This is a genomic window from Microbacterium sp. NPDC008134 (assembly GCF_042957055.1).
In the GTDB taxonomy this organism is placed as follows: Bacteria; Actinomycetota; Actinomycetes; order Actinomycetales; family Microbacteriaceae; genus Microbacterium.
This window is the reverse complement of the sequence record NZ_JBIBHO010000002.1, coordinates 535,416-553,215: the sequence shown is the minus strand read 5'-3', so window position 1 is coordinate 553,215 and position 17,800 is coordinate 535,416. Positions and strand designations below refer to the sequence as shown.

Sequence of the window (17,800 nt, the reverse complement as noted above, 5' to 3'; positions counted from 1 at the left end):
CTGCGGGCACGAGATTCGAGGGTACTCTGCGGTGCTCGGGCCTCAAAATGCGTGACGCCGGACGGCGACGCTCAGAGGCTCCGGGTCCAGTTGCGCAGGAGACGGATGCCTGCCTCCCCCGACTTCTCGGGGTGGAACTGCGTCGCGGTGAGCGGCCCGTTCTCGACGGCCGCCAGGAAGGGGTCACCGTAGGTCGTCCAGGTGAGCACGGGCTGCGGGAACGGCGGGATGACATCGAGTTCCCAGTTCTGGGCCGCGTACGAGTGCACGAAGTAGAAGCGCTCATCCTCGATGCCGTCGAACAGGATGCTGTCGGCCCCCGGGGACACCGTGTTCCATCCCATGTGCGGGAGCACCGCGGCGTTGAGCTCGGTCACCGTTCCCGGCCACTCTCCCAGACCCTCGGTGTTCTGACCGCGCTCGACACCGCGGGAGAAGAGCACCTGCATTCCGACGCAGATTCCCATGACCGGGCGTCCGCCGGCGAGCCGACGATCGATGATCTCGTCGCCGCCGTGCGCGTACAGGGCGTCCCGGACCGCGGCGAACGCGCCGACACCCGGGACGAGCAGTCCATCGGCTTCGAGCGCCTCGGTGCGATCGCGGGTGAGAACGGCGTCGGCGCCGGCGGCGACCAGCGCCTTCACGGCGGAGTGGACGTTGCCCGACTCGTAGTCGAAGACGGCGACCCGGGGTGTGCGCGTCACAGCGCGCCCTTGGTCGACGGCACGCCGTCGACCAGCGGGTCGAGCGCCTTGGCCTGGCGGAAGGCGCGCGCGAACGCCTTGTACTCCGCCTCGGCGATGTGGTGCGGGTCGCGACCGCCCAGAACGCGCACGTGGACGGTGAGCGCGGCGTTGAACGCGATCGCCTCGAAGGTGTGACGCACGAGCGATCCCGTGAAGTGTCCACCGATGAGGTGCTGCTCGAAGCCTGCCGGCTCGCCCTCGTGCACGAGGTAGGGACGGCCGGAGATGTCGACGACGGCCTGGGCGAGCGCCTCGTCGAGCGGGACGAGTGCATCTCCGTACCGCGAGATGCCCGCCTTGTCGCCGAGCGCCTCGCCGATCGCCTGACCGAGCACGATCGAGATGTCCTCCACCGTGTGGTGCGCATCGATGTGGGTGTCGCCCGAGGCGCGCACCGTGAGATCCGTGAGCGAGTGCTTCGCGAAGGCGGTGAGCATGTGGTCGAAGAAGGGAACAGAGGTGTCGATGCGGCTGGCGCCGGTGCCATCGAGGTTCAGCTCGAGTTCGACGGTGGACTCCGACGTGCTGCGCACGCGACGCGCGATGCGCGGGGCCGGGGAGGGGGTGCTCATGAGGCCGATTCTATCGAGGCGAGCGCATCGAGGAACGCCGTGGTCTCGGCCTCGGTACCCGCGGTGACGCGCAGGTGCCCGGCGATACCGACGTCTCGGATGAGCACACCCTGCTCGTAGAGACGCTGCCACGTGGCCTTCGGGTCGGCGACGCCGCCGAACAGGACGAAGTTCGACCACGACTCGTGAGGCGTGTACCCGAGGGCTTCGAGTGTCGCGGTGATCCGATCACGCTGAGCGACGATCTCCTCGACCATGCCGAGCATGATGTCGGAGTTCCGGAGCGCCGCGACCGCCGCCGCCTGGGTCAGTGCGCTCAGGTGGTACGGGAGCCGCACGAGGCGCAGCGCATCGATGAACGCGGGATCGGCGGCGAGGTATCCCACCCGCGCTCCGGCGAACGCGAACGCCTTGCTCATCGTGCGCGAGACCGCGAGCCGGGGACGTCCCTCCAGCAGGGTGAGCGCGGAGGGCGCGTCGTGCGGGGCGAACTCCTGATAGGCCTCGTCGACGACGACGACTCCACGGGTCGCGGCGTACACGGCCTCGACCACGTCGAGTCCGAGCGGCGTGCCCGTGGGATTGTTCGGCGCGCAGAGAAGGACCACGTCGGGATCGACCTGCTCGATCTGCGCGACCGCCTCCTCGGGCGTGATCGTGTAGTCGGGCTGGCGTTCCCCCGCCACCCAGCGCGCGCCCGTCCCCTGTGCCAGCAACGGATACATCGAGTAGGTCGGCGCGAAGCCGAACACGGTCCGTCCAGGACCGGCGAACGCCTGGAGGATGTGCTGGAGCACCTCGTTCGATCCGTTGCCGGCCCAGATCTGCGATGCGTCGAGACCGTGACCGAGGTACTGGGCGAAGCCTTCGCGGAGTGCGGTGAACTCACGGTCGGGGTAACGGTTGACGTCGCGCAGCGCGACGGCGATGTCATCGAGGATGTCGCTCGCCACGGCATCCGGCACGGGATGCGTGTTCTCGTTGACGTTCAGAGCGATCGGGAGCGGAGCCTGGGGCGCCCCGTACGGGATGAGCCCCCGGAGATCGTCACGGAGGGGGAGATCATCGAGCGAAGAAGTCACTCCTCCATGCTAGGCCGCACGGCCCGGGCCCCCCTCCGCGTTACCGCCTTTTGCGGTGTTCACGGGCGGCCACAGGAGTCAGCCCGCGTACTCGGTCGGGATCGACAGCTCCTGGCCGATCTGCAGGACACCGCCCTGGAGCATGTTGAGGCGGGTGATCTCGCCGATCACCTCTCGGGGGTCGGACTCGGGCGAGATCTCGGCCGCGATCGACCACAGCGTGTCGCCGGGCATCACCGTGACGGTCTCGAACGTCACGGTGCCGGCCCCCTCGCCCGTCGCCAGCGCGCTGCCACCGCTCAGCGCGGCGAAGGCGATACCGAGCGCGAGAGGAAGCGCAGCCAGAGCAAGCAAAACACGGCGACCACGTACCGTCAGCCGGAGACGCGTCGCCGGACGTGCGGGACGGACGGCTGCGGTGCTGAAGGTGATGCTGCTCATGTCGTTCTCCTCTGCCTTGCTCCGGTGGGCCGGAGGTCTGTCATCACCCACGAGCGATGACCACGTTGGCGTAGCGTTCGCATCCGCCCCTCGGCCGGGAGGGGCGAGTGCGAAGCTACGTTCCGAAGGTATCTTCGAATTCGAACATCTGTCAAGGTTTCTTCGAAATCACGTTCGCGATTTCGCCGACACGCTCGAACAGATCTTCCACATCCGCGGATTTCTCGGATACGGTTTCGATACGAACACCGAACCACGGGCCTCCGACATTCGAAGAAGGACGCCGGAATCGCGCACCGAAGGAGCATCATGAGCGAGATCACCGCCCCCGATCCCGAGGCACCGCGAACGCGCCGTCGGAAGAGCCTGAGCCCCAAGCAGATGGCGATCCTCGAGGTCATCCAGGCGTCGATCGCCCAGCAGGGGTATCCGCCCAGCATGCGCGAGATCGGCGATGCCGTCGGCCTCAAGTCGCTCTCGAGCGTGACCCACCAGCTCGGCCAGCTCGAGCTCAGCGGTTACCTGCGCCGCGACCCCGGCAAGACCCGCGCCATGGAGGTCCTGATCGATCTCCCCGGCACGAGCACCGAGAACCCGGCGGATGTGGCGACCCCGGTGGGGGACGCCGCCCTGGTGCCCCTTGTCGGGCGCATCGCCGCCGGCGTTCCGATCACCGCCGACCAGCAGGTCGAAGAGATCTTCCCCCTGCCGCGACAGCTCGTCGGCAAGGGCGACCTGTTCATGCTCAAGGTGTCGGGCGAGTCCATGATCGATGCGGCGATCTGCGACGGCGATTGGGTGGTCGTCCGTTCTCAGCACACGGCGGAGAACGGCGAGATCGTGGCGGCGATGCTCGACGGCGAGGCGACGGTCAAGACCTTCCGACGGCGCGATGGCCACACCTGGTTGCTGCCGCGCAACTCGGCGTTCGAGCCGATCCTCGGCGACGAGGCCGTCGTCCTCGGCAAGGTCGTCGCCGTCCTCCGCGCGGTCTGACCGGCCGAGCACCAGCGCGCGTCCGACGACGCATAGGCTCGAAGCATGTCGTCACCGTACGGTTGCTGGCCCTCACCCTTCACCGCGGCATCCGTCGCCGCTTCCTCCCCGCGACTCGACGGCGCCCGATTCGTCGGTGAGGAGATCTGGTGGGCCGAGTCCGTCCCGGCCGAGGGCGGTCGCCTGACGGTGCGATCTTCGCTGGGGCACGAAGTGCTCCCCGCACCCTGGAGCGCCCGATCGCGCGTCCACGAGTACGGCGGAGGAGCCTGGACGGCGGATGCGGATGGCACCCTGTTCTTCGTGCAGGCCGACGACCAGCGGGTGTATCGCTTCGACCGCGGTGACGCACCGGTGCCGCTGACCCCGCCGGGACCCGCACACGGCGGACTGCGCGTGCAGAACGGACGCCTCTTCGCGGTGCGCGAGGACCTGACATCCGCCGAGCACCGCCGCGCGGTCGTCGAGATCCCCCGCGACGGGCGAGCAGCGAACGACCGGTCCGAGATCCTGGTCCACGTCGAGAGCGGCGCCTTCTTCGCCCACCCCGCACTCTCCCCCGACGGAACACGCCTCGCGTGGGTCGAATGGTCGGGCGAACGGATGCCGTGGGACGAAGCGCACCTGCGCCTTCTCGATCTCCGCACCGGCGAGACGACAACCGTCCACTCGCGCGCCGCACTGCAGCCCGAGTGGAGATCGGACCACGAGCTCGTTTTCGCCGACGATCACGAGGGGCGCTGGGGGGTGCTGCGGATCACGCTCGACGGAATCGTCACGGCAGGCGATCCCGTCGCGCTCACCTCCGCCGATGCCGACACCGGGTACGGGCTGTGGGTGCTCGGCAACCGCTGGTTCCGGTTGCTCGAGGATGGCCGTCTCGTCGCCGTGCGCACGAACGGCCGCGACGAGATCGTCGTGCTCCCCCCCGACGGCTCCCAGCGACGCATCGAGGCGCCGTGCGACGGACACGTGAGCATCGACGACGTCGTCGGCTCCCTCGTGCTGCTCTCGGGTAACGGATCGGGCGTCACTTCCGGGGTGTGGTGCGCAGACCTCGACTCGGGGACGGTCGTAGCCGTCCGCGGCGGGGAGCCCGTCGATCCCGCGTGGATGCCGGCTCCGCTCCCCCTGACTTTCGAGGGCGCGCACGGCCCGGTGCACGCCTACGCGTACCCGCCCGCGCACCCGGACATCACGGCATCCGCCGACGAACTCCCCCCGTACCTGGTCCTGGTGCACGGCGGCCCGACGGCTCATGTGACCGGTGCGACCTCCGCGGCGCTCGCGTTCTACACGAGCCGCGGGATCGGGGTGCTCGATGTCAACTACGGAGGCTCGACGGGCTACGGGCGCGCCTATCGCGAGCGGCTCGACGGCCAGTGGGGCGTCGTCGACGTCGACGACGTCATCTCGGCCGCCCAGGGTCTCGCTGCGGCGGGCCTTGCGGACCCGACGCGGATCGCGATCCGCGGCGGCTCCGCCGGAGGGTGGACCGTCCTGTCGGCACTCGTGCGCGGCGGCACGTTCGCGGCCGGCGTCTCGCGCTACGGGGTCTCCGACCTGCGGATGCTCGTCGCCGACTCGCACGACTTCGAGAAGCACTACATCGATGGCCTCGTCGGTCCTCTCCCGGCATCCGAGGAGCTGTACATCGAGCGGTCCCCGCTGACGCACGCCGATCGGATCGATGTTCCCGTGCTCCTCCTGCAGGGAGCCGACGACATCGTGGTGCCTCCGTCGCAGTCCGAGGCGATCCGCGATGCGCTCGCCCGACGGGGCGTCGACCACGAGTACGTGCTGTACCCCGGGGAAGGGCACGGATTCCGCCGTGCAGAGACGGTCGTCGATGCGCTCGAGCGCGAACTCGCGTTCCTCGGGCGGGCGTTCGGCTTCACGCCGTCGCTCTGATCCCGAGACTCGGGCCTGCGTCTGCCGCTACTCGCCGACGCGGTTGCGCAGTCGCATGGCGCGTTCCGCCTCGCGCGTGTCCTGACGCTCACGCAGCGTCTGACGCTTGTCGTACTCGCGCTTACCCTTCGCGAGGGCGATCTCGACCTTGGCCCGCCCGTCGGAGAAGTAGAGCTTGAGCGGGATCAGCGTGTACCCGCCCGCCGATACCGCGTGGGCGATCTTGACGATCTCCTCGCGGTGCAGCAGGAGCTTGCGGATGCGCTTGGCCGAATGGTTGGTCCAGTGACCCTGCGAGTACTCGGGGATGTGCACCGAGTCGAGGAACACCTCGTTTCCCTTCACGAACGCGTAACCGTCCGACAGGTTGGCGCGCCCCTGGCGCAGCGACTTGACCTCGGTGCCGGTCAGCACCATCCCCGCCTCGTACGACTTCTCGATGTTGTAGTCGTGACGTGCGCGACGATTGGTCGCGATGACCTTCTCCCCGCGTTCCCTGGGCATGATGCTCTCCTGATCCGTGTCGTGCGCTCGCACAACAGCCTTTCAGCATACCCGGGTCGTGCGCCCCCGAGCCACTTCCGGCCGGTCCGGGATGGTCAGGTACGCAGCCAGCGCCGGATCGCGAAGCCCGCGGACAGCGCGGCGAGCACGACACCGATGCCGATCAGCACCGGAACGACCCAGGCGGCATCCTGCATCCCGATCCACGTCGTGATGAACGGCACGCGTCCCCGCAGGTAGCCGTTCACACCGAAGTGCACTCCGGCGACGATCGCCGCACTCGCGAGCGCGGAACCCAGGAAGGCGGCGAAGACACCCTCGAGCACGAACGGCGTCTGGATGAAGCGGTTCGACGCGCCCACCAGGCGCATGATGCCGATCTCCTTGCGCCGCGCGTACGCCGACAATCGGATGGTCGTGGCGATGAGCAACGTCGCCGCGATGAGCATGAGCACGGCGATCCCGACTGCCACGTACGTCGCCACGGTGAGAGCGGAGAAAAGCGGTTCGAGATACTGCAGTTGGTCCTTGACCTGCTCCACGCCGGTCTGCCCGCTGAAGGCCTCGGAGAGAACCTGGGACTGCCCCGGATCCTTCATCGTCACGAAGAAGACCTCGAACGCCTGGTCCGGGGTGATCACGCTCGCCTGCTCCTCCCCCACCTGCTCGACGAGCTTCGCGTAGGTGTCTTCCTTCGTGTCGAAGGTCATCGAGCTGATGAGCGGAGCGAGCGCATCGCCCTCGAGCTGAGCGCGCACGGAGGCGACCTGCTCTTCGCTCGCCGCCCCGTCGACGCAGGTGTCGGACTCCGACACCGCCGAGCACATGTACACCGCCACCTGAGCGCGTTCGCTCCAGTACCCGCGCATCACGCCGATCTGCGACTGCATCAGGATCGCGGCGCCCACGAACGTGAGCGACACGAACGTCACGAGCACCACCGAGATCACCATCGAGATGTTCCGGCGCAGGCCCAGCAGGGCCTCGGTGAGGATCAGTCCGATTCTCATGAGGTCGGCCCCACTTCCTCGTCGTCATCGCCGGAGAGACCGAGTCTGTCGGCGACGCCGAGTTCGGCCACGTCGACCTCGGGGAGGACGATCGGATGCGTGCGCGGCCCGGTGGAGGGCGGCGTCGGCGCGGACTCGACATCATCCGCAGCGGGCTCGGCGGCGACCGGCTCCGCGGGAGCCGCGGTCGGCGTCGGCACAGGTGCGGCAGCAGGTGTCGGAGCGGATGCCGCGGCCTTGCGCTGCGCGCTGAGTTCCTCGGTCAGCACCGCCCGCACGATCGACAGGTCGGAGGTCTGACGCTGCACTTCCTGCACCGCGGTGAGCGCGGCGGCAGCGGCTGCGCCACGCACCTCCTCCGGAACGAGACGCGGGATGTTCGAGGTGTCGCCGTACCCGCCGTGCACCTCGTCGCGCACCATCACGCCGTCGCGGAGCTCGATCACTCTTCGCTTCATCTGGTCGACGAATCCGGCTTCGTGCGTCGCCATGAGAACAGTGGTGCCGCCGGCGTTGATGCGCGCGAGGAGCTGCATGATGTCGACGGAGGTAGCCGGGTCGAGGTTTCCCGTCGGCTCATCGGCGAGCAGCACCTGCGGGCGGTTGACGAGAGCGCGTGCGATCGCGACGCGCTGCTGCTCTCCACCCGAGAGCTCGTGCGGCATGCGCTTCTGCTTGCCGTCGAGACCCACCAGCGCCAATGCCTCGGGGACGGCCTGCTGGATGAAGCCGCGCGACGAGCCGGTCACCTGCAGCGTGAAGGCGACGTTCTGGTACACCGTCTTGGACGGGAGCAGGCGAAAGTCCTGGAACACCGAGCCGATGTGGCGACGGAAGTACGGCACCTTGCGGTTGGCGAGGGCCCGGAGGTCGCGCCCCATCACGGCGACGCGCCCTGTGGTGGGCACATCCTCGCGCAGGATCAGACGGAGGCAGGACGATTTGCCGGAACCCGAGGCTCCGACGAGGAAGACGAACTCCCCGCGCTGCACCTCGAAGTCGACTCCGGACAGGGCGGGCTTGGACGTCCCGCGGTAGCGTTTCGTGACGTTCTCGAACCGAATCATGGCGGTACGAGCCTAAGCGCGCTCCCCTCCCGCGCTGCGCGCGACACCCCGCGCGAGCCGTACGTGCGAGAACGCATCGTTCGGCATCCGTCTCCGTCGATGTCACGAGCCACTGCTATACATGAAAGGGCAGTCCGCACCTCCTGTGCGGACGTGAGATCCGAGGGGGATGCCATGACGACACCTGCAGGCTGGTACGACGACGGTTCCGGGCGTCAGCGCTGGTGGGACGGCGAGCAGTGGACCGAGCATTTCGCTCCCGAGACGTCGGCTCCTGAAGCGAGCACCCCCGTCGAGGAGCCGCTCCCGGTCGTGCCCACCGAGGCCGAGATCGATACGACCATTGCGGCCGCCGAAAGCGACGAGCCGTCCGCGGTCGTGGACGCCCCCTCCGAAGAGGCGACCTCCGACGTCGCGCCTGCTGACGCTGCACCCGAGACGCCCGCTGACGTCGCGCCCGAAGCGCCCGCGTACGTCGCACCCGAGGCACCGGCCTACACAGCACCCGAGGCACCCGCGTACGTCGCACCCGAGGCACCTGCGTACACGGCACCCGAGGCCCCCGCCTACGCGGCGCCCGCGTACTCCGCACCCGGTTACCCGGCGACCGCTCCGGGATCCGCACCGGCCTACGGCGTCGCGCCGACGGGTGCATACCCCGCCGCCGGTGCCCCCTACGGCGGTGCGCCCGGTGGGTACGCTCCGTACCCCGGTGCACCGGTCGCCGAGCCGCGCCCGATGTCGGTTCTCGGTCTGGTCGGACTCGGTCTCGCCGTGCTGGGAACGATCCTCGTCTGCTTCCTGGTAACCGCCGTGTTCGGGTGGATCCTGCTCTTCGCCGGTCTCGTGGTGTCGATCGTCTCCCTCTTCCTCAAGGGCAAGAAGTGGCCGGGCATCACCGGAATCGGCGTGTCCGTCCTGGGCGGCATCGTCGGCGGCATCATGGCGATCGTGTTCTTCACGTTCAGCATCGCCCAGAGCGCCATCGACTATGCGGAGTCCTATTCGCCCCCGCCCGTCCCGTCGATCGGCACCGACGGCGGGAGCTCGGGCGAGATCGTCGAGGGCACGATGGGCTCTCCCGTCACGGTCAACCAGTACTCGGGTGAGAGCGAAGTGACGATCACCGCCGCGTCGTGGGGAACCTCGAACGGCTCCAGCTTCGAGGCCGAGAACGGCGGCTACCTCTCTGTCGAGCTGACGTGGGAGGCCATCAGCGGCGACGTCTCGGTGAATCCGCTCTACTTCACGGTCATCGACGCCGACGGCGTCGAAGGCACCTACGACTACTTCGGCGACGCGACTCTCGAATCCGCCCAGCTGACCCCCGGCGAGACGGTTCAGGGGACGCTGTCGTTCGATGTCGCGCAGAGCGACTCCTACACGATCGTCATCACGGATGAGCTTCTGCAGGATGTCGCCGAGGTGACCATCGAGGCCAGCGCCCGCTGATCGCGGGCGCGTCGAGACGAAGAACACCACCGAGGTGTCGACTCCCGCAGGCTGGTACGACGACGGATCCGGGCAGAAGCGCTGGTGGGACGGATCGGGGTGGACGACGCACGTCGCCACCCCGGCCGCGCCCGCCCCTGCGGCATCCGCGCCCGTGCCGTTCGCACCGCCCTTCACTCCGCCGCTCGCCTCTCCGGTGACGCCCACACCTCCGGCGCCGTCCGCGCCCGCGTACCCGACGTACCCGTCCGCGCCCGCGTATCCGATGTCCCCATCCGCGCCGACCTACCCGTCGGCCCCGCAGTTCGCGGCGTCCCCGGCAACCCCGGGGGCGCCCACGCCCTACGACGCCTATGCCGTCCCCGCAGCCTCACCCGCGCCATTCCCGGCCGTCGGTCTCGCCGGCCTCATCGCCGCCGCGCTGGGGGCGATCGTGGCGTGTATCCCGCAGATCGCACTGATCGGATGGGTCCTTCTCGGCGCCGGACTCGTGCTGTCGATCGTCTCGCTGTTCCTCCACGCCCGGAAGTGGGCGGGGATCGCGGGTCTGGCGGTCGCGGTGATCGGGGCGCTGATCGCCGCCGTGATCGCGTTCGTCCTCGAGGTATCGCCTGCGGGGTCGAGCACGCCCGACGACATCCCCGGCGGCGAAGTCGTCTACGCCAGTGACCTGGAGGTGGGCGACTGCCTTCCCGAAGGCCTCGACGGAGAGGAATTCTTCGAGGTGACGGTCGTGCCGTGCGACGATCCCCATCTCGATGAGATCTACTACGAGTTCACTCTGCCGGACGGCGATTTCCCCGGCGAGGACGCACTCGCCGACGCCGCCATCCGGGAGTGCGAACCCGAGTTCGAGGACTTCGCCGACATCGCGTACGAGGAATCCGAGCTGGACTACTGGTGGCTCACTCCGACGGAGACCTCATGGGCCGGCGGTGACCGGACCATGCAGTGCCTGATCTACAGCTACGAGGGCACGGTGACCGGCACGCTCGAGGGCGCCGCCCGCTGAGTCGCGGGCGGCCCGCTCGAGGTCAGTCCTCTTCGGGACGCTTGCGCCAGCGGATGCCGGCGGAGATGAACCCGTCGAGATCGCCGTCGAACACAGCCATCGGGTTGCCCGATTCGTATCCGGTGCGAAGATCCTTCACGAGCTGCTGACCGTAGAGGAAGTACGAGCGCATCTGGTCGCCCCAGCTGGCGGTGATGTTACCGGCGAGCTCCTTCTTCTTCGCCGCTTCCTGCTCCTTCTGCAGCAGGAGGAGACGGGTCTGGAGCACGCGCATGGCTGCGGCGCGGTTCTGGATCTGCGACTTCTCGTTCTGCATCGACACCACGATGCCGGTCGGCAGGTGAGTGAGTCGCACCGCGGAGTCGGTCGTGTTGACCGACTGACCGCCGGGGCCGGACGAGCGGAAGACGTCGACGCGGATATCGCTCTCGGGAATGTCGACCTCGGTCGCCTCCTCCATGAGCGGAATGACCTCGACCGCGGCGAACGACGTCTGTCGCTTGTCGGCGGATCCGAAGGGGCTGATGCGCGCCAGACGGTGCGTGCCGGCCTCGACCGACACGGTGCCGAAAGCATACGGCGCGTCGATCTCGAACGTCGCCGACTTGATGCCCGCGCCCTCGGCGTAGGAGGTGTCCATGACCTTGACGGGGTACTTGTGGCGCTCGGCCCAGCGCAGGTACATGCGCATGAGCATTTCGGCGAAGTCGGTGGCATCGTCGCCACCCGCTCCGGAGCGGATCGTCACGATCGCGGAGCGCTCGTCGTACTCGCCGTCCAGTAGCGTCTGCACCTCGAGCTGGTTGATGAGCTCGGTGAGGGCTGCGAGCTCCGTACGGGCCTCCTGCGCGGAATCCTCGTCGCCCATCTCGTTCGCCAGGTCGACGAGCACCTCGAGGTCGTCGAGACGCTGGGCGATCCCGGTGACCCGGGCGAGCTCGGACTGGCGGTGGCTCAGTGCGCTCGTGACCTTCTGCGCGTTCTCGGTGTCATCCCAGAGGTCGGGAGCACCGGCTTCTTCGCTGAGACGCGCGATCTCGTCGCGGAGCCGTGCGACATCGACGACCTCGCTGATGTCGCCGAAGGTGTGCCTGAGTGCCTGGATGTCGGCGGAGAGATCGAGTTCGAGCATGATCACCGAGCCTATCCTGTCGCCGCCGCGGGAGTAGCCTCGAACGGTGAGCAGTGCATCCACGGTCCTCAGACGATTCGGACCGATGGTGTACCTGCCGACGGTTCTGTTCTCGCTCGGCGAGGGCGCCGTCATCCCCCTGATCCCGGTGATCGCCGCATCGATGGGGGCCGATGTCGCGTTCGCCGCGCTCGTCGCTTCGGCACTGGTGGTGGGCCAGCTCTGCGGAAACCTCCCTGCGGGATGGGCGGTCGCCCGGATCGGTGAGCGGTTCACCATGGTCATCGCCGGTGCGATCGCCATGCTCTCCGCCGTCGGGCTGATCCTCGCACCGTCGATCGGCGTGTTGACGGCATCCGTGTTCGTCCTGGGATTCTGCGCCGCGGCATTCGGACTCGCCCGCCACGCCTTCATGACGACGCGGGTGCCGATCGAGTTCCGCGCGCGGGCGCTCTCTCTGCTGGGCGGCAGCTTCCGCCTGGGCATCTTCATCGGGCCGTTCGTCGCGGCGGGGCTACTGGAGATCTTCGCCACCGAAACCGCCGCGATCTGGTTCTTCCTCGGCTGCCTCACGGTGATGGTGCTGCTCGTGCTGTTCGGTCCCGACCCGGAGAAGACGATCGCACCCGTCGTGACCTCCCCCATCCGCACCGGCACGACCGACGACTCCGGAGAGCCGGTGAGCGGCTCGATCCCGACGTTCGAGCGGATCGGGATCTTCCGCACGATGTGGCAGCAACGATCCGTGCTCAGCCGCCTCGGCCTCGCTGCGGCGTCGCTGTCGGCGGTGCGTTCAGCCCGTCAAGTGGTGCTGCCCCTCTGGGGCCTGTCGCTCGGCCTCGATGCGCAGACCATCGCGCTGGTCGTCGGCGTCTCGGGCGCGATCGATTTCGCACTGTTCTACGCGAGCGGACAGGTCATGGACCGGTTCGGTCGGATGTGGGCGGCGATGCCGGCGATGATCCTGATGGGCGCGGGCTTCGTCGCCCTCTCCCTGTCGCACGACGTCGAGGCCCCGGTGCTGTGGTTCGGGATGTTCGCGGCGGTGCTCGGAGTGGGCAACGGCCTCTCCAGCGGCATCCTGCTCACGCTGGGCGCGGACGTCGCCCCGAAACGGGAACCAGCGGCCTTCCTCGGCTCTTGGCGAACGCTGACGGATGCCGGTGGGGCGATCGCGCCGCTCCTGGTGTCGGCAATCACGGCGATCGCGTCGCTGCCGATCGCGGCCGCGGCGATCGGAGTGATCGGGCTCCTGGGCGCCGTGGGCTTCGTACGGTGGATCCCCCGCTTCGTCCCGCGCACGCGCGACGACACCCCGGCGCCGCCTGACGAGTGACGTTCATTCACTGCAGCGCCGTGCGACTCGTGGCCGTCGCCTCGAGCACGACGCCATCGGGCACGAAGGGCGAGAACACCGGTGGATGCCAGGGAACCGTCACCGTGACCCGCACCGAGACGCCGTCGGGGGTCCACGCGTCGACGAGAGCGGCCTCCCCCTCGATCGCGTCGATGATCCCCTGCGCCTGGTCCCGCATGTCCTGATCGTCGAGTTCGGCACGCACCCCGTTCGCATCGGTGACGAGCGTGAATCCGTCGGCCGCCGCTGCCGCCGCCGAGTCGGCGAGCGCATCGAGCCGCTTCTGCGCGAGGTACAGGTCGGTGGCGCAGACGCAGACCAACACGACCGCGAGCGCGAGGAGCACGTATCCGAGGGTCAGGAGCAGGATGCTGCCCTCCTCGGCGTCACGGGCGGGGTTCCGCATCCGCCGCCCGCCCATCAGCCGCCCTCCCATCCGCGCCCGATCTTCTGCACGGCGACCGCTTCCAGGGGGACGGCGAGCGTCTCCTCGAGGCTCAGCATCTCCGGCACGAACGGCATCCGCACGACGGTCGTGACGGTGACACGAAGGGTCGCGCCGCCCGCAGGGCACTCCGCTCCTTCCGGCACGCAGGCGAGAGCGACGTCGGTGACCTCCGCGGCCATGCCGTACTCGTCGACGACCCCGGTGAGCACGGCGTCCGCAGCGATGGCAGCGGACTCCTGGTCCGTCGACAGCGCGATGGTCCTGGCGATATGTCGCGCAGCGGCCTCCGCACCCAAGGACTGTTCCTGGATCGCCCCCAAAACGATAACGAGGTAGGCGAACGGCACCAGCAGGATGACCCCGACGGTGATGAACTCCAGGGCGGCGGAGCCGTCGTCATTCGTCGCCCAGGCTCTCCATCGGGGCATGCGCGGTCACCTCCCAGGCGGCGGGGATGCCGATCAATCCGATCAGGGGGACCGTCGTGCGGATGCGCACGTCGACGCGATCCCGATCACCGAGTTCGGTCACACCGACCGTGATGTCCTCGGCGTACGCGGCCCCCACCGCGCGTTCGATCACCTGGCGCGCCCGCTCGGCGCCCTCGTCGAGCGTGGTGTCGGCGAGCGCCGCGTGATACGCCCCCTCGACCGCCGCGTCATGCACGACGTTGCGCACGTAGACGGCCACGCCGAGCTGGATCACGGCGAGCGTGAGCGCGGTGAGGAGCGTGCCGACGAGCACGAATTCGACGGGACTCGATCCCCGCTCGGCATCGTGGGTCCCGGACGCGCTCACTCGATGCCGGAGACGCGCTGGATCGCCTGCTCGAACAGGTCCGACAATGCCGGGCCGGCGACCGCCCAGATGAGCACGACGAGGCCGGCGGTCATCAAGGTGACGAGCACCCAGCCGGGTACATCGCCGCGATCGTCCTCGGCGAGCGAGCGCATCCAGCGCGCCAGGCGCGAGGCCGTCGTGTGCATGAGGTTCATGGGGTTCCTTTCGTGGGCGCTCAGCCGATGCCGAGCCGGAGGATGAAGAGACCGGGATAGATCGCGAACAAGACGGACAGAGGAAGGATCAGAAAGACGAGCGGCAGGAGCATGAGGATCTCCTTGCGCCCGGCCTGCTCGATGAGGTTCCGCTTGGCGTCCTCGCGGGCATCGCCCGCCTGCGCCTGCAGGACAGCGGCGAGGGGCGCGCCGTGTTCGAGCGCAGCGATCACCTGATCGATCGCACGGGAGAGGCCGGGCAGTTGGAGTCGCGCGGCCGTCTCGCTCAGCGCCTCGGCCAGCGGGGACCCGGTGCCGACCGCGAGGACGACCTGCCGGAACTCACCGGTGAGCTCCCCCGACCCGACCGACGACACCCGTCGCAGAGCGTCGAGGAATCCTTCGCCCGCAGACAGGCAGAGAGCGAGGAACTCGAGCGTCGTCGGGAGCTCATCGGTCAGGCGGGTGCGCCGCGCCTTGATACGCGTGGAGAGGTGCATGTCGTAGAGGGCTCCGGCCGCCCCTCCACTCAGGAGCGGAAGGGCGGTCACGGGCGCGGTCATCCGCCCGGTGAGCACGAGGAGGACGACCACCAGCGCGCCCCCGCCGATCCCCGCGATGATCCACCCGAGCTGGCGGGCCCGGAACATCGAGGCGGTGCCGCTCGAACCCGACTGCGCGATGCGGCGAGCGAGCGCATCTCCCCCGCCGAGCACACGCTCGAAGAGGACGAGGAGATGCTGCCACAGCGAGCGTCTCCCCGAGGGGAGCAGAGCGATCGACGGAAGCGCCGAGAGCGGGAGGTCGGCATCGTCCACGACGTCGCGGACATGGGGAGCGATCCGCACGGCGAGGGATGCCGCACCCCAGCGCGGCACGACGGCGAGGATGCCCAGAACGCCGAGCCCGAACATCCCACCCAGCAGAGTCGCGATGGCGAGCGCCGACCCCGCGTTCATCCGAACCACCGGCGCGGTTCGGGCAGGCGTCCGATCCGCACCATCACGCGGAAGGCGACGGTCGACACGACGGCTCCGAGACAGATCACCAGCACCCCCTCGGGCGTGCCGTACGCCTCTGCACCTTCCGGGCGCATCACGAGGAGTCCGAGGATCACCCAGGGTGCGACGGCCCCGAGCACGGCGGCCCCGCGGATCCACGACTGGCGCGCCTCGACCTCACCGCGGAGGGCGGCATCCGCACGTACGGACGACGCGAGCGCGCGGAGCACCTCGGTCAGCTCCGTTCCGCCCACCTGCCGGGCCATGCGCAGCGTCTCGATGATGCGGTCGCCGATGGGGTCGGCGAGCGTGTCCTTGAGGCGATCGAGGCTGGTCTCGAACCGCCCCGTCGCTCGAACGTCGTGCGCGAAGACCGCGAACGCAGGGCGTAGCATCGTCGGCGCGGAATCTTCGAGCGCGCCGACCGCGTCGGGAAGGGACAGGCCGACGCGGATCGACGCGATGAGCAGGTCGCACACGTCCGGCCAGAGTTGACGGCGCAGACGACGCAATCGCAATCGGCGGCCCCGGAGGTAACCGATCGGTGCCGAGCCCGCCGCGAGTCCGGCGAGGAGGGCGAGAACCGGGAGTCCGGAGACGAGCCAGGCGACGGCCGCGGCGGCGAGCGCGGCAGCGATCATGCCCGTGAGCGCCCCGCGCGGGGTCAGCGCGCCGATCCCGGCCTCCGAGACGAGCCGGGCGAGACGCCCCCGGCGGGCGCTCGTCGTCGTCGGTGCTCCCGGTGGCCACAGCCACGGCGAAACGCACAAAAGCACTCCCGCGGCCAGGAGGGCGCCGAGGAGCAGAGTCACGAGCGGCTCCCCTGGGACCGCAGCGCTGCGCCCACGGGATCCGAGTAGACGACGCGGCTGGCGATCCTGCCGTCGACCACCTCGCCGGTCGGCGCGATGACCTCCTTCACTCGTCGTCTCCCGTGAGCATCGCGCACGCAGTGCACGACGAGGTCGACGGATGCGGCGAGCGCCGGCACGATGAAGGCCCGATCGATGTTGCGGCCGGCGAGGAGCGGCAGCATCGTGAGTTTGTCGAGCGCGTCCCCCGCGGAGTTCGCGTGCACCGTCGCGGCTCCCGGAACGCCGGTGTTGAGCGCCAGCACGAGGTCGAGCGCCTCGGCGTCACGCACCTCTCCGACGACGAGCCGATCGGGACGCATGCGCAGAGCCTCCTTCACGAGTCGGCGGAGCGTGATCTCGCCGGAACCCTCGAGACTCGCCTGACGCCCCTGCAGGGCGACCAGGTCGGGCCCGTCGACCGAGAGCTCGAACGTCTCCTCGACCGTGATGATCCGCTGCAGATCGGTACACGCGGCCAGCAGAGCGCCCAACATCGTCGTCTTGCCCGCGTGCGTCGCCCCGGAGACGATCACACTGCGCCCCGCGCGCATCTCCTCCCCCAGGAATCGGGCGAGGTCGACGGGAAGCGACCCCTGCGCGGCCAGCGCATCGAGCGTGCGATGCCCCGGGAGGAACTTTCTGATGTTCACCGCCCACCCGCCGCGCACCACGTCCGCGATCGCGACGTGGAGACGCGACCCGTCGGGCAGCGAGGCGTCGACGAACGGCTGGCTGATGTCGACGCGGCGACCGGTGGATTGCAGCATCCGCTCGACGAGATCGCGCAGCGCCGACTCGCCGAGCCGCAGATCGACGCGCTCAGCGACCCCGCCGCGCGCGACGAAAACCCGGTCTCCTCCGTTCACCCAGATCTCCTCGATGCCGGGATCGTCGAGCAGCGGTTGGAGCTCGCCGTACCCGCTGACAGCCGCGAGCACGTCGCGGACCGAGCGCGCCTCGTCGTCGATGAGTGCGTGTCCGCGGGCGAGTGCCAGGTCGTTGTGCCGCCGCACCTCGGACTCGGTGATCCGGCGCACGGCGTCCGGATCGACGGACGGGTCGGTCCCCTCGCTGCGCAGGCGGAGGCGTACACGATCAGCGACGGCGAGAGCGGGAGGATTCACGCCGAGCATCCTCGCAAGAATCGCGGAAGCGGCTCGAAAGTTATCCACAGCGGGGACGAAACGCGCTCGGGAAGAGCCGCCTCCTACACTGGC

20 protein-coding genes are annotated in these 17,800 nt (G+C 69.1%); 5 read left to right on the top strand and 15 right to left on the bottom strand.

Annotation, left to right across the window (positions count from 1 at the left end; translation table 11 throughout):
- Positions 1-71: 71 nt before the first annotated feature.
- From hisH to ACFY9N_RS13375, 4 genes are all read right to left on the bottom strand, one after another.
- Complete coding sequence (hisH, locus tag ACFY9N_RS13390) at positions 72-707, bottom strand: imidazole glycerol phosphate synthase subunit HisH (RefSeq protein WP_391479197.1); 636 nt, start codon at positions 705-707, stop codon at positions 72-74.
- On the bottom strand, positions 704-1,321 hold the full coding sequence (hisB, locus tag ACFY9N_RS13385; RefSeq protein ID WP_391479196.1) for an imidazoleglycerol-phosphate dehydratase HisB: 618 nt from the start codon (positions 1,319-1,321) through the stop codon (positions 704-706). The genes hisH and hisB overlap by 4 nt, the downstream gene beginning before the upstream one ends.
- Positions 1,318-2,403, bottom strand: a complete 1,086-nt coding sequence (locus ACFY9N_RS13380) for a histidinol-phosphate transaminase (protein WP_391479194.1) — start codon at positions 2,401-2,403, stop codon at positions 1,318-1,320. Before ACFY9N_RS13380 ends, hisB begins: the two co-directional genes overlap by 4 nt.
- Before the next feature lie 78 nt (positions 2,404-2,481).
- Positions 2,482-2,844 carry a LysM peptidoglycan-binding domain-containing protein gene (locus ACFY9N_RS13375; protein WP_391479193.1) on the bottom strand — a complete coding sequence of 121 codons (363 nt, stop codon included), beginning with the start codon at positions 2,842-2,844 and terminating at the stop codon, positions 2,482-2,484.
- Positions 2,845-3,153: 309 nt separating this feature from the next.
- On the opposite strand from ACFY9N_RS13375, the gene lexA reads away from it, so the two are divergent.
- The gene (lexA, locus tag ACFY9N_RS13370; protein WP_391479192.1) at positions 3,154-3,840 is read left to right on the top strand and encodes a transcriptional repressor LexA; all 687 of its coding nucleotides are present in this window, start codon (positions 3,154-3,156) and stop codon (positions 3,838-3,840) included.
- 45 nt (positions 3,841-3,885) lie between these two features.
- Positions 3,886-5,751, top strand: a complete 1,866-nt coding sequence (locus tag ACFY9N_RS13365; protein WP_391479190.1) for a S9 family peptidase — start codon at positions 3,886-3,888, stop codon at positions 5,749-5,751.
- 27 nt (positions 5,752-5,778) lie between these two features.
- Here the strand turns inward: ACFY9N_RS13365 and smpB are convergent, their stop codons facing one another.
- The 3 genes from smpB to ftsE all read right to left on the bottom strand — a co-directional run bounded on the left by smpB (position 5,779) and on the right by ftsE (position 8,332).
- Positions 5,779-6,255 carry an SsrA-binding protein SmpB gene (gene smpB / locus ACFY9N_RS13360; protein ID WP_247625330.1) on the bottom strand — a complete coding sequence of 159 codons (477 nt, stop codon included), beginning with the start codon at positions 6,253-6,255 and terminating at the stop codon, positions 5,779-5,781.
- Positions 6,256-6,350: 95 nt separating this feature from the next.
- Positions 6,351-7,265 carry a permease-like cell division protein FtsX gene (gene ftsX / locus ACFY9N_RS13355; protein WP_391479188.1) on the bottom strand — a complete coding sequence of 305 codons (915 nt, stop codon included), beginning with the start codon at positions 7,263-7,265 and terminating at the stop codon, positions 6,351-6,353.
- On the bottom strand, positions 7,262-8,332 hold the full coding sequence (gene ftsE / locus ACFY9N_RS13350) for a cell division ATP-binding protein FtsE (RefSeq protein ID WP_391479187.1): 1,071 nt from the start codon (positions 8,330-8,332) through the stop codon (positions 7,262-7,264). Before ftsE ends, ftsX begins: the two co-directional genes overlap by 4 nt.
- A gap of 174 nt (positions 8,333-8,506) precedes the next feature.
- Between ftsE and ACFY9N_RS13345 the strand changes: the two genes are divergently transcribed.
- Positions 8,507-9,784, top strand: coding sequence for a DUF2510 domain-containing protein (locus ACFY9N_RS13345; RefSeq protein ID WP_391479186.1), 1,278 nt, complete (start codon positions 8,507-8,509; stop codon positions 9,782-9,784).
- Positions 9,785-9,818: 34 nt separating this feature from the next.
- Complete coding sequence (locus tag ACFY9N_RS13340; RefSeq protein WP_391479185.1) at positions 9,819-10,796, top strand: septum formation family protein; 978 nt, start codon at positions 9,819-9,821, stop codon at positions 10,794-10,796.
- A gap of 22 nt (positions 10,797-10,818) precedes the next feature.
- Here ACFY9N_RS13340 and prfB read toward each other — a convergent pair whose 3' ends face one another.
- Complete coding sequence (gene prfB / locus ACFY9N_RS13335; protein WP_391479183.1) at positions 10,819-11,928, bottom strand: peptide chain release factor 2; 1,110 nt, start codon at positions 11,926-11,928, stop codon at positions 10,819-10,821.
- Between the two features lie 85 nt (positions 11,929-12,013).
- Here prfB and ACFY9N_RS13330 point away from each other — a divergent pair, with 85 nt between their 5' ends.
- Positions 12,014-13,264, top strand: coding sequence for an MFS transporter (locus ACFY9N_RS13330; RefSeq protein ID WP_391479241.1), 1,251 nt, complete (start codon positions 12,014-12,016; stop codon positions 13,262-13,264).
- 7 nt (positions 13,265-13,271) lie between these two features.
- Here ACFY9N_RS13330 and ACFY9N_RS13325 read toward each other — a convergent pair whose 3' ends face one another.
- The 7 genes from ACFY9N_RS13325 to ACFY9N_RS13295 are packed head-to-tail and all read right to left on the bottom strand — an operon-like array spanning position 13,272 to position 17,707.
- Positions 13,272-13,721: a pilus assembly protein TadG-related protein gene (locus ACFY9N_RS13325; protein ID WP_391479182.1), complete on the bottom strand. Its 450-nt coding sequence runs from the start codon at positions 13,719-13,721 to the stop codon at positions 13,272-13,274.
- A complete protein-coding gene (locus ACFY9N_RS13320) occupies positions 13,706-14,161 on the bottom strand; it encodes a TadE family protein (RefSeq protein ID WP_391479181.1) in 456 nt (151 codons plus the stop codon). Before ACFY9N_RS13320 ends, ACFY9N_RS13325 begins: the two co-directional genes overlap by 16 nt.
- Positions 14,130-14,531 carry a TadE family protein gene (locus tag ACFY9N_RS13315; protein ID WP_391479179.1) on the bottom strand — a complete coding sequence of 134 codons (402 nt, stop codon included), beginning with the start codon at positions 14,529-14,531 and terminating at the stop codon, positions 14,130-14,132. Before ACFY9N_RS13315 ends, ACFY9N_RS13320 begins: the two co-directional genes overlap by 32 nt.
- The gene (locus tag ACFY9N_RS13310; protein WP_391479178.1) at positions 14,528-14,728 is read right to left on the bottom strand and encodes a hypothetical protein; all 201 of its coding nucleotides are present in this window, start codon (positions 14,726-14,728) and stop codon (positions 14,528-14,530) included. Before ACFY9N_RS13310 ends, ACFY9N_RS13315 begins: the two co-directional genes overlap by 4 nt.
- A gap of 20 nt (positions 14,729-14,748) precedes the next feature.
- Positions 14,749-15,687 carry a type II secretion system F family protein gene (locus tag ACFY9N_RS13305; RefSeq protein WP_391479177.1) on the bottom strand — a complete coding sequence of 313 codons (939 nt, stop codon included), beginning with the start codon at positions 15,685-15,687 and terminating at the stop codon, positions 14,749-14,751.
- Positions 15,684-16,541 (bottom strand): type II secretion system F family protein, encoded by an 858-nt coding sequence (locus ACFY9N_RS13300; protein ID WP_391479176.1) that lies wholly within the window; start codon positions 16,539-16,541, stop codon positions 15,684-15,686. The genes ACFY9N_RS13305 and ACFY9N_RS13300 overlap by 4 nt, the downstream gene beginning before the upstream one ends.
- Positions 16,538-17,707: a CpaF family protein gene (locus tag ACFY9N_RS13295; protein ID WP_391479175.1), complete on the bottom strand. Its 1,170-nt coding sequence runs from the start codon at positions 17,705-17,707 to the stop codon at positions 16,538-16,540. Before ACFY9N_RS13295 ends, ACFY9N_RS13300 begins: the two co-directional genes overlap by 4 nt.
- Between the last annotated feature and the right edge of the window lie 93 nt (positions 17,708-17,800).

What these genes read in the sequence shown, in the direction of transcription:
- ACFY9N_RS13320 (WP_391479181.1), bottom strand. Translation starts at nt 14,161, where the DNA reads ATGCCCCGATGGAGAGCCTGGGCGACGAATGACGACGGCTCCGCCGCC.
- ACFY9N_RS13310 (WP_391479178.1), bottom strand. Translation starts at nt 14,728, where the DNA reads ATGAACCTCATGCACACGACGGCCTCGCGCCTGGCGCGCTGGATGCGC.
- ACFY9N_RS13325 (WP_391479182.1), bottom strand. Translation starts at nt 13,721, where the DNA reads ATGGGAGGGCGGCTGATGGGCGGGCGGCGGATGCGGAACCCCGCCCGT.
- hisB (WP_391479196.1), bottom strand. Translation starts at nt 1,321, where the DNA reads ATGAGCACCCCCTCCCCGGCCCCGCGCATCGCGCGTCGCGTGCGCAGC.
- ACFY9N_RS13375 (WP_391479193.1), bottom strand. Translation starts at nt 2,844, where the DNA reads ATGAGCAGCATCACCTTCAGCACCGCAGCCGTCCGTCCCGCACGTCCG.
- smpB (WP_247625330.1), bottom strand. Translation starts at nt 6,255, where the DNA reads ATGCCCAGGGAACGCGGGGAGAAGGTCATCGCGACCAATCGTCGCGCA.
- ACFY9N_RS13330 (WP_391479241.1), top strand. Translation starts at nt 12,014, where the DNA reads ATGGTGTACCTGCCGACGGTTCTGTTCTCGCTCGGCGAGGGCGCCGTC.
- ftsE (WP_391479187.1), bottom strand. Translation starts at nt 8,332, where the DNA reads ATGATTCGGTTCGAGAACGTCACGAAACGCTACCGCGGGACGTCCAAG.
- ACFY9N_RS13365 (WP_391479190.1), top strand. Translation starts at nt 3,886, where the DNA reads ATGTCGTCACCGTACGGTTGCTGGCCCTCACCCTTCACCGCGGCATCC.
- ACFY9N_RS13345 (WP_391479186.1), top strand. Translation starts at nt 8,507, where the DNA reads ATGACGACACCTGCAGGCTGGTACGACGACGGTTCCGGGCGTCAGCGC.
- ACFY9N_RS13305 (WP_391479177.1), bottom strand. Translation starts at nt 15,687, where the DNA reads ATGAACGCGGGGTCGGCGCTCGCCATCGCGACTCTGCTGGGTGGGATG.
- prfB (WP_391479183.1), bottom strand. Translation starts at nt 11,928, where the DNA reads ATGCTCGAACTCGATCTCTCCGCCGACATCCAGGCACTCAGGCACACC.
- ftsX (WP_391479188.1), bottom strand. Translation starts at nt 7,265, where the DNA reads ATGAGAATCGGACTGATCCTCACCGAGGCCCTGCTGGGCCTGCGCCGG.
- lexA (WP_391479192.1), top strand. Translation starts at nt 3,154, where the DNA reads ATGAGCGAGATCACCGCCCCCGATCCCGAGGCACCGCGAACGCGCCGT.